Below are 9,645 nucleotides of genomic sequence, written 5' to 3'. Positions count from 1 at the left end.
CGGCCGAGGACCCAGGCGGCGGCGGCGAGGATCGCCAGCGCCGCGGCCACCCCGCCCAGCGTTCCCGCCGCCAGCTGCGGCACGCCCGAGAACCACAGCGCCGCGCCCGCCAGCGCCGCCACCGACAGCACGAGCGCCAGCGCCAGCGGCAGCGGCGGCCGGCCCCGCCGCCCCGGACCCAGATCGCGGAACAGCGCCGCCGCCCGCACCTCGGCCAGACGCGACAGCGGCCAGAGGCTGAAGATCGCCGCGGTCAGCAGGCCGTAGATCGCGGCCTCGGCCAAGGCGGCGCCCGACAGGCCCATCTCGACCGGGATCGGCAGGCGCGCGGCGATCAGCGGCGCGGCCAGCAGCGGGATCGCCGTACCCAGCGTCAGGCCCGCCGCCACCCCCGCCAGCGCCAGCGCCCCGATCTGCGCCAGATAGGCGGCGAGGATCGTGCCCCCGGTCGCGCCCAGCGCCTTCAGCACCGCGATGGCCTCGGTCTTGCGGTCGAGATAGGCCCGCACCGCCGCAGCGATGCCGACCCCGCCCACCGCGAGCCCGGCGAGCCCCACCAGCACCAGGAAGGCCGCCATCCGGTCCACGAAGCGTTCGACCCCCGGCGCGCCACGGCGGCGGTCCTGCCAGGACATGCCGCTGTCGCGGAAGGCCGCCTCGGCCTCGGCCTCCAGCGCCGGCAGGTCGGCGCCCGGCGGCAGGATCATCCGGTATTCCGTCTCGAACAGGGTGCCCGGTTCCAGCAGGCCAGATCCCGCCAGATCGGCGGTGCGGACCAGCGTGCGCGGGCCGAGGCCGAAGCCCCCCGCCGCCGCGTCGGGTTCGCGCAGCAGCCGCGCGGTCAGCACGAACTCGGTCAGCCCCAGCCGGACGCCGTCGCCCAGCTGCAGCCCCATCCGGTCGGCCAGAACCCCGTCGAGCACCGCGCCGGGGCGTGTGCCGTCCCCCGCCAGCGCCTCGGCCAGCGGCACCGGCGGGTCGAGCGCGACCTCGCCCACCAGCGGATAGGCATCGTCCACGCCCTTCACCTGCGTCAGCGCCCGATCCTCGCCCGCCACGGCCATCGAGCGGAAATCGACGATCTCCGACACGGCGCTGGCGCGATCCTCGATCCAGCCCCGTTCCTCGGGCGTGGCATAGCGATAGGTGAATTCCATCTGCGCATCGCCGCCCAGCAGAACCGCCCCCTGCGCGTCCAGCCCGCGGCGAATACCGTCGCGCAGGGTGGCCACCGCGGCGATGGCGGCGACGCCGAGGATCAGGCAGGTCAGGAAGATGCGGAACCCCGCCAGACCGCCCCGCAATTCCCGCGCCGCGATCCTCAGGAACATCGGCGCGCCGGGGCGCGCGCTCATGCGGACACCGCCGCGCGCCGGTCCTCGCCCGCCACCGCCCCGTCGGCCAGCCGCAACACCCGGTCGCAGCGCGCGGCGAGTTCCGGCGCATGGGTGACCAGAACCAGCGTCGCCCCGTGCCGGTCGCGCAGCGAGAACAGCAGGTCCATGATCGTGGCTCCCGTCGCGGCGTCGAGATTGCCGGTGGGTTCGTCCGCCAGCAGGATCGCCGGGCGCGGCGCCACGGCGCGGGCCAGCGCCACGCGCTGCTGCTCGCCCCCCGACATCTGCGCCGGGTAATGGCCCATGCGGCCGGCCAGCCCCACCGCCGCCAGTTCCGCCGCCGCGCGGTCGAAGGCGTCATCGACCCCCGCCAGTTCCAGCGGCAGCGCGACATTTTCCAGCGCGGTCATCGTCGGGATCAGGTGGAAGGACTGGAAGACGATGCCCATATTCCCCCTGCGAAAGCGGGCCAGCGCGTCCTCGTCCATCGCCGTCAGGTCATGGCCGAGCGCCTCGACCCGCCCCCCGGTGGCGCGTTCCAGCCCGCCCATCAGCATGAGGAGCGACGACTTGCCCGACCCGGACGGACCGACCAGCGCGAGGCTTTCGCCCCGCCCGACCGACAGGCTGACATCCTTCAGCACCTCCACCGGCCCGGCATTGCCCGCCAGAACCAACCGCGCCGCATCGAGCGCCAGAACCGTCTCGGCCATGAAAGTCCCTGTTCCCGTCCTGTTTCGTGTCGTCCTGCCCCTTGCCCGATATGGCGCGGATCGCCGCGACCGCAACCGTGCCGCGGGCGCGCTTTTCGCCGCGGCGGTCGGAATGGCCGCGCTGCCCGCGTCCGCCGATCCGGCGGTGCTGGTGGCGCTCGGCGACAGCCTGACGCAGGGCTATGGCCTGCCGCCCGAGGACGGGCTGGTGCCGCAGCTGCAGGGCTGGCTGACCGACCGCGGGGCCGAGGTCACGGTGGTCAATGCGGGCGTGTCGGGCGACACCACGGCGGGCGGGGCCGCCCGCATCGGCTGGACGCTGGAGGGCGGGGCCGATGTGCTGCTGATCGCGCTTGGCGGCAACGACCTGCTGCGCGGCCTGCCGCCCGAAGAGACGCGCGCCAACGTGACGGCCATGCTGGAGGCGGCACAGGCCAAGGACCTGCCGGTGCTGCTGGCGGCGATCCCGGCGCCGGGCAATTTCGGCCCGGACTACAAGGCCGATTTCGACGCGATCTGGCCCGAACTCGCGGCCGAATATGGCGCGGTGCTGGTGCCGAACATGCTGGCGGGGCTGGCCGACCTGCCGCCCGAGGCGCGGACGGGGCTGGTGCAGTCCGACGGCATCCATCCCACGGCCAGGGGCGCGGCGATCATCGCCGAAACGCTCGGGCCACCGCTCTTGGACCTGATCGGACAGGCCGGCGATCCGGCTCAGGGTCCGGGCTGACCGCCGCTGGCATCGGGGTTGATGAACTCCGCCTCGATCACGATCTCGACCGCGTCGGACACGCCCAGCGTGCTGCCCGGCGCGGGGATGCCATAGCCGATGCCGAAATCTGACCGGAACAGCGTGCCGGTCGCGGAAAAGCCGATGCGCGCCCCGCCGGGATCGAAGTCCTGCGGCGGATAGCCGCCGTTGAAGGTCACGCGCAGGGTGATCGGCCGGGTGACGCCGTGCAGCGTCAGGTCGCCGGTCACCGCCGCCCGGTCCGGCCCGGTCATCCGGACCCGTGTGGACCGGAACGTCATCTCGGGGAACTGCGCGGCATCCAGGAATTCCGGCCCGGCGATCACCGCGTTGAAGTCGAAGGCGGGGTCCGGATAGAGCGTCTCGACCGAGGCGGGATCGACCGTCGCCTCCACCGTCATCGCCTCGGGGTCGGCGGGGTCGAAGGCCAGCGTCGCGTCGAAGTCGCGGAAGAAGGCGGTGTAGTTGGAAAAGCCCAGATGGCTGACGCGGAACAGCAAGCGGCCATGGGCAAGGTCCAGCCGGTAGGTTCCCGCCGGGGCCTGCGTGGCCACCGGCGCAAAGGCCGGCCGGTCGGCCTGCGCCAGGGCCGGCATGGCCGCCATCGCCAGCCACAGGCCGGCCCCCGCCCCGCGTAGAACTGCCCGTCCGGTCATCCGCGCCTCCCCACCTTGCCGCCGCGCGCGTCGAGCCCCCGCGCGCCCTGAGGGTCGCCGCAGCCGCGGAATGCGTCAAGGAACGATGGCGTGGGTCCGCCGGACCGCGCGTGGCGGGTCCCCGCTTGACCCATGTCATGGTCGCCCCGGCCCGCAGCCCGCAGTCTGCCCGCATCCTGCAACGCGAAAGGTGACGTCATGACGAAGATGATGTGGGCGGCGGTCGTGCATGCGTTCGGCCAGCCGCTGTCGATCGAGAAGGTGCCCGTCCCCCAGCCGGGTCCCGGCGAGGTGCTGGTGCGGGTGATGGCCTGCGGCGTCTGCCATACCGACCTGCATGCGGCCGAGGGCGACTGGCCGGTGAAGCCCGCCCTGCCCTTCATCCCCGGGCACGAGGCTGCGGGCGTGGTCGAGGCGCTCGGCCCCGGCGTCACCACGCTGGCGGTGGGCGACCGGGTGGGCGTGCCCTGGCTGCACGACGCCTGCCGGGACTGCGAATATTGCGGCACCGGCTGGGAAACGCTGTGCGAACGGCAGCACAATACCGGCTATAGCGTGAACGGCGGCTTTGCCGAATATGTCATCGCCGATGCCGGATTCGCCGCGCGGCTGCCCGAGGGCGTCGACATGGTAGCGATCGCGCCGATCCTCTGCGCCGGCGTGACCACCTACAAGGGCCTGAAGGAGACCGAGGCGAAGCCCGGCGACTGGGTCGCGATCTCGGGCGTGGGCGGGCTTGGCCATGTCGCCATCCAGTATGCCCGCGCGATGGGGCTGCGGGTGGCGGCGCTGGACATCGCGCCTGCCAAGCTGGCGCTGGCGCGCGAGGCCGGGGCGGAACTGGCGGTCGATGCCTCGGCGCCGGAGGCGGTGGCGCAGATCCTCGACGCGACGGGCGGCGGGGCGCAGGGGGTGCTGGTGACGGCAGTGTCGCGCCCGGCCTTTGCGCAGGCGCTGGAAATCGTGCGCCGCCGCGGGACCGTCAGCCTTGTCGGCCTGCCGCCCGGCGACTTCCCGACGCCGATCTTCCCCGTGGTGCTGAAGCGGATCACGGTGCGCGGCTCGATCGTCGGCACCCGGCGCGACCTCGACGATGCGCTGGACTTCGCCGCGCGCGGCCTGGTGCGGGCCGAGGTGCAGGCGGCACCCCTGTCCGACATCAACCTGATCTTCGACCGGCTCCGGGCCGGCGGGATCGAGGGGCGGATGGTGCTCGACCTGACGCGCCCGGTGACCCCGGCCGCCGCCGCGCCGGAGCTTGCGGCGAAGGTCTGACGGACAGCGCCCCGCCGAGCCCCCGCAAGGCCCTTGCGCGGATCGCCGCCCGCGCCATGATGCGGCCCGCGCCCCGCCACCCGGGCGGGGGTCGCCGTTTCGTTTCGAGGACGTCCATGCGCCTGTCCGACTGCCACAACTTCGACGACTTCCGCCGGCTGGCGCGACGCAGGCTTCCCGGCCCGATCTTCAACTATATCGACGGCGGCGCCGATGACGAGGTGACGCTGCGGCGCAACCGCGCGGCCTTCGAGGCCTGCGACCTCGTGCCCTCGGTCCTGCGCGGGATGTCGGACGTGGATCTGTCGGTCACGGTCATGGGACAGCGGCTGGCCCTGCCGGTCTATCTGTCGCCGACCGCGCTGCAGCGGCTGTTCCACCATCAGGGCGAGCGCGCCACCGCCGCCGCGGCCGAGGCGCATGGCACGATGTTCGGGGTGTCGAGCCTTGGTACCGTGTCGATGGAGGAGCTGGCGCGCAAGCATCGCAACCCGCAGGTCTACCAGTTCTATTTCCACAAGGATCGCGGGCTGAACCGCGCAATGATGCAGAAGGCCAAGGACAGCGGCATCAAGGTGATGATGCTGACCGTGGACAGCATCACCGGCGGCAACCGCGAACGCGACCTGCGCACCGGCTTCGCGATCCCGTTCCGGCTGACCGCGGCGGGCATGGCGCAATTCGCGATGAAGCCGATGTGGGGCATCAACTACCTGCGGCACGAGAAATTCAGCCTGCCGCAGCTCGACGCGCATATCGACATGAAGGGCGACACCCTGACCATCGGCCGCTATTTCACCGAGATGCTGGACCCGGCGATGGACTGGGACGACGTGGCGGCGATGGTGGCGGAATGGGGCGGCCCCTTCTGCCTGAAAGGGGTGATGAGCGCCGCCGATGCCCGCCGCGCGGCCGAGATCGGCTGCACCGGGATCGTGCTGTCGAACCACGGCGGCCGGCAGCTCGACGGGTCGCGCGCCGCCTTCGACGCGCTGGACGAGGTGGTGCAGGCCGCGGGCGACCGGCTGGACGTGATGATGGATGGCGGCGTCACCCGCGGCACCCATGTGCTGAAGGCGCTGAGCCTGGGCGCGAAGGCGGTGGGGCTGGGCCGGTACTACCTGTTCCCGCTCGCCGCGGCCGGGCAGGCGGGGATCGAGCGGGCGCTGACGCAGATGACGGCGGAACTGCAACGCGGGATGCGGCTGGCAGGGGCGCGGCGGGTGGCGGACCTGACGAGGGACAACCTGCGCTTTCGCCCGGCCTGACGGAACCGGCGCGGCCCGAGGCAGGTTGACGCGCCGAGAGCGGCCCCGACCGTGCGGCCGCCCAGTCAGGAGTGTTCGCCATGCCCCGCCGTTCCTTGCTTGCCCCCGCTGCTCTGTCCGCCGCACTGGCCGCCGCACTGGCACTGGGCGCCGCGGCCCCCGCCCTCGCCCAGACCGAAGTGCGCGAAGTCGCCGTCGAGGTCGACCTGTCCGCGATCCAGAATGCCCGCGCCGCGACGGTCTGGGCCAATGTCGGCCCCGACCTGCAGGCCGCGCTGCTGGCCCGCGTGGCCGACCGCGTCGACAATGACGGGGTCCGCATCTCGATCGACATCAACGAGATCGAGCTGTCGAACAGCTACGAACAGGCGCTGAACATCGCGGATTCGCGGCTGTCCGGGCGGGTCAACATCTCCAGCAACACCGACAACACCAAGTTCGACACCTATGACCTGTCGGTGGCCTTCGACACCGCCTACCTGCCGGCCGGCGCCGACATGACCGCCATCGGCATCGACAGCCCCGCCTATTATCAGGCGATGATCGCGCTCTTCGCCGAGCGGGTGGTCGAGAAGCTGAACTGACCGCCAGCCGGCGCCACGACCCTCCGCCCCGGTTCCGTGACCCCGGCGGAGGCACCGGCCGCGCACCGCCGGCGTTTCGCAGGTGCAGCACGGCGCCCGTTGACACTGCCCCCGCCATCGCCCATCCCTGTGTCAGCCTGAAGAAAAGGCACCGGCTGCGGTAGAGACGAGGACGGCACGAGATGAAAATCGCGATGATCGGAACGGGCTATGTCGGGCTCGTCTCGGGTGTATGCTTCTCCGACTTCGGCCACGAGGTGGTTTGCGTCGACAAGGACCCGCGCAAGATCGACCGGCTGAAGAACGGCGAGGTGCCGATCTACGAACCGGGCCTCGACGACCTGATGGCCAAGAACGTGAATGCCGGCCGGCTGTCCTTTACGCTGGACCTGGCCGAGGCGATCGAGGGGGCCGAGGCGGTGTTCATCGCGGTGGGCACCCCCACGCGGCGCGGCGACGGCCATGCGGACCTGACCTATGTGATGGCCGCCGCCGAAGAGATCGGCCGCGCGCTGAAGCACTATGCCGTGGTGGTGACGAAATCGACGGTGCCGGTCGGCACCAATGCCAAGGTGGCCGAGACGATCCGCGCGGCGGCGCCCGAGGCGGATTTCGACGTCGCCTCCAACCCCGAATTCCTGCGCGAGGGCGCGGCCATCGACGACTTCATGCGCCCCGACCGCGTGGTCGTCGGCACCGAAAGCGAACGGGCGCAGAAGATCATGGGCGAGATCTACCGCCCGCTGTTCCTGCGCGATTTCCCGATCATGTACACCGATCTGGAAACCGCCGAGATGATCAAATACGCGGCCAACGCCTTCCTCGCCACCAAGATCACCTTCATCAACGAGATCGCGCTTCTGTGCGAACGCGTCGGCGCCGATGTGAAGCAGGTGTCCAAGGGCATCGGTCTGGACGGACGGATCGGCAACAAATTCCTGCATGCCGGTCCCGGCTATGGCGGGTCGTGCTTCCCCAAGGACACGCAGGCGCTGGCCCGGATCGGGCAGGACCATGCCGTGCCGATGCAGATCGTCGAGACGGTCATCAAGGTCAATGACGAGGTCAAGCGCCGGATGGTGTCGAAGATCCTCGACCTCTGCGACGGGTCGGTGAACGGCAAGACCGTGGCGGTACTGGGCGTGACCTTCAAGCCCAACACAGACGACATGCGCGACGCCCCGGCCCTGACCATCGTGCCCGCGCTGGTGGGCGGCGGTGCCAAGGTGCGCGTCGTCGATCCGCAGGGCCGCAAGGAAGGCGAGGCGCTGCTGCCGGGCGTGCAGTGGTGCGAGGACCCCTATGAGGCCGCCGAGGCCGCCGATTGCGTCGTGATCCTGACGGAATGGAACGAGTTCCGCGCGCTCGACCTCGGGCGGATGGCCGGGCGGATGACGACGGCGCGCATGGCCGATCTGCGCAACGTCTATTCCGAGGCGGATGCCACCGAGGCGGGCTTCGCCGCCTATTGCGCCGTCGGGCGCTGACGGGCCGACCGGACGGCGACGGCAGGATCGGGGGGCGGGGCGCAAGCCGCGCCCCTTTCCGCATATGGCCGCGCCGACCTGACCCGCCCCGGGCAGCCCAAGCCATCTGAATCGTCGCCAGCGCGGGCAAGACCGGCTACCTTGGGCGCGTCGGTCAGAGGGGGCGTGCCGGTGTTCATCAAGACGATCGGGCCGGAGGAGGCGACGGGCGACATCGCGGCGCTTTATGCAGCCGAGATGGAGGCGATGGGAATGGTGATGCAGGCGACCCGGTGCTGGTCTGCCCGGCCCGACATCATCCTGCCCGTGGAACGGTTGCTGCATCAGATCCGGGACGGGTTCTCGCTGGGCCTGCTGAATTTCCGCCTGATCACCTTCGTCGCGGCGCGGCATGTGCCGTCGGGCTATTGTTCGCAGGTCTATTTCCGCCTGCTCTCCGACGCGCTCGGGCGGGACCGGGCGCTTGCCCTGGCGCGGGATCACCGGACCGCCGGGCTGGGCGAACCGGAGGTCGCCATGCTCGACTACGCGGTGCAGATCAGCCGCGACGCCTCGCGCATCACCGAGGCAGACATCCAGCGGCTGCGATCGCTGGGCTTTTCGGACCTCAACATCGCCGATATCGCGCTCGCCGCCTCGTTCCGCGCCTTCCTCAGCCGCTATTTCGATGCCGTCGGCGCGCAGGCCGAGCCGCGCTTCCTCGACGCCGACCCGGCGGTGAGGGACGAACTGGCGATGGGCCAGAGGCCGGCGGGCGCGGTCTAGGCCGGCGGCGCGGTGCTCAGTCCCGCCGCAGCCGTGTCAGCGGCAGCGACAGCGCGAAGAGGCAGGCCGCCGCCGCGACGATGGAGGGGCCGGCCGGCGTGTCGAGATGCAGCGACAGGCCCAGCCCCGCCAGCACCGACAGCACCGAGGCGGCGGTGGCGGTCGCCGCCATGGCCTCGGGCGTGCGGGTGCCGGACCGCGCCGCCGCCGCCGGGATGATCAGCAACGCCGCGATCAGCAGCGCCCCCACGATCTTGATCGACACGGCCACCGTCACCGCCAGCGCCAGCGTCAGCACCAGCCGTTCGCGCCGCGGGTCGCCACCTTCGGCCTGCGCCAGTTCCTCGTTCACCGTCGAGGTCAGCAGCCGCTGCCAGTTCCAGGCCACCAGCGCCAGCACCGCCGCCGCCCCGCCCCAGACCCAGGCGAGGTCCAGCCGCGACACGGCGAGGATGTCGCCGAACAGGAAGCCCTGCAGGTCGGTCCGCACCCCCGGCAGGAAGGACACCGCCACCAGCCCGAAGGCCAGCGCCGAATGCGCCAGCACGCCGAGGACCGTGTCCATCGCATGACCGCGGGACGCGAGCGCGGCCACCGTCGCCGCCATGGCCAGCGCCACGGTCAGGGTGCCGGCATAGATCGGCAGCCCCGCGGCGAAGGCCAGCGCGACCCCGAGGATCGCGGCATGGGCGGTCGCATCGCCGAAATAGGCCATCCGCCGCCAGACGACGAAACAGCCCAAGGGGCCGGTGGCGAGCGACAGGCCGGTGCCGGCCAGCGCGGCGCGGGTCAGGAAATCGTCCAGCATC

The 9,645-nt window shown here is 71.6% G+C and carries 10 protein-coding genes; 6 read left to right on the top strand and 4 right to left on the bottom strand.

The window, feature by feature from the left end; genetic code table 11:
- The coding region (locus EEY80_RS16100; RefSeq protein ID WP_235829879.1) for an ABC transporter permease at positions 1-1,355 on the bottom strand (1,355 nt) is incomplete at its 3' end.
- Positions 1,352-2,050, bottom strand: a complete 699-nt coding sequence (locus tag EEY80_RS16095) for an ABC transporter ATP-binding protein (protein WP_126978200.1) — start codon at positions 2,048-2,050, stop codon at positions 1,352-1,354. The genes EEY80_RS16095 and EEY80_RS16100, both read right to left, overlap by 4 nt.
- A 112-nt stretch (positions 2,051-2,162) precedes the next feature.
- On the opposite strand from EEY80_RS16095, the gene EEY80_RS16090 reads away from it, so the two are divergent.
- On the top strand, positions 2,163-2,780 hold the full coding sequence (locus tag EEY80_RS16090; RefSeq protein ID WP_235829878.1) for an arylesterase: 618 nt from the start codon (positions 2,163-2,165) through the stop codon (positions 2,778-2,780).
- On the opposite strand, the gene EEY80_RS16085 is transcribed toward EEY80_RS16090, so the two are convergent.
- Positions 2,765-3,457 (bottom strand): YceI family protein, encoded by a 693-nt coding sequence (locus EEY80_RS16085; protein ID WP_126978196.1) that lies wholly within the window; start codon positions 3,455-3,457, stop codon positions 2,765-2,767. The genes EEY80_RS16090 and EEY80_RS16085 overlap by 16 nt on opposite strands.
- Positions 3,458-3,655: 198 nt before the next feature.
- Between EEY80_RS16085 and adhP the strand changes: the two genes are divergently transcribed.
- The 5 genes from adhP (at position 3,656) to EEY80_RS16060 (ending at position 8,836) form a co-directional block, all read left to right on the top strand.
- Complete coding sequence (gene adhP, locus EEY80_RS16080; protein WP_126978194.1) at positions 3,656-4,732, top strand: alcohol dehydrogenase AdhP; 1,077 nt, start codon at positions 3,656-3,658, stop codon at positions 4,730-4,732.
- Positions 4,733-4,848: 116 nt separating this feature from the next.
- Positions 4,849-6,000, top strand: coding sequence for an alpha-hydroxy acid oxidase (locus EEY80_RS16075; RefSeq protein WP_126978192.1), 1,152 nt, complete (start codon positions 4,849-4,851; stop codon positions 5,998-6,000).
- An 80-nt stretch (positions 6,001-6,080) separates the two neighbouring features.
- On the top strand, positions 6,081-6,584 hold the full coding sequence (locus EEY80_RS16070) for a hypothetical protein (RefSeq protein ID WP_126978190.1): 504 nt from the start codon (positions 6,081-6,083) through the stop codon (positions 6,582-6,584).
- Positions 6,585-6,766: 182 nt separating this feature from the next.
- The gene (locus tag EEY80_RS16065; protein ID WP_126978188.1) at positions 6,767-8,071 is read left to right on the top strand and encodes a UDP-glucose dehydrogenase family protein; all 1,305 of its coding nucleotides are present in this window, start codon (positions 6,767-6,769) and stop codon (positions 8,069-8,071) included.
- Between the two features lie 171 nt (positions 8,072-8,242).
- On the top strand, positions 8,243-8,836 hold the full coding sequence (locus tag EEY80_RS16060; protein ID WP_126978186.1) for a carboxymuconolactone decarboxylase family protein: 594 nt from the start codon (positions 8,243-8,245) through the stop codon (positions 8,834-8,836).
- A 16-nt stretch (positions 8,837-8,852) separates the two neighbouring features.
- Here EEY80_RS16060 and EEY80_RS16055 read toward each other — a convergent pair whose 3' ends face one another.
- A complete protein-coding gene (locus EEY80_RS16055; protein WP_126978184.1) occupies positions 8,853-9,644 on the bottom strand; it encodes a metal ABC transporter permease in 792 nt (263 codons plus the stop codon).
- Position 9,645: the final 1 nt, after the last annotated feature.

The sequence above is a fragment of the Frigidibacter oleivorans genome (assembly GCF_003993775.1).
Lineage (GTDB): Bacteria > Pseudomonadota > Alphaproteobacteria > Rhodobacterales > Rhodobacteraceae > Frigidibacter > Frigidibacter oleivorans.
This window is presented reverse-complemented; position numbering and strand designations above follow the sequence as displayed.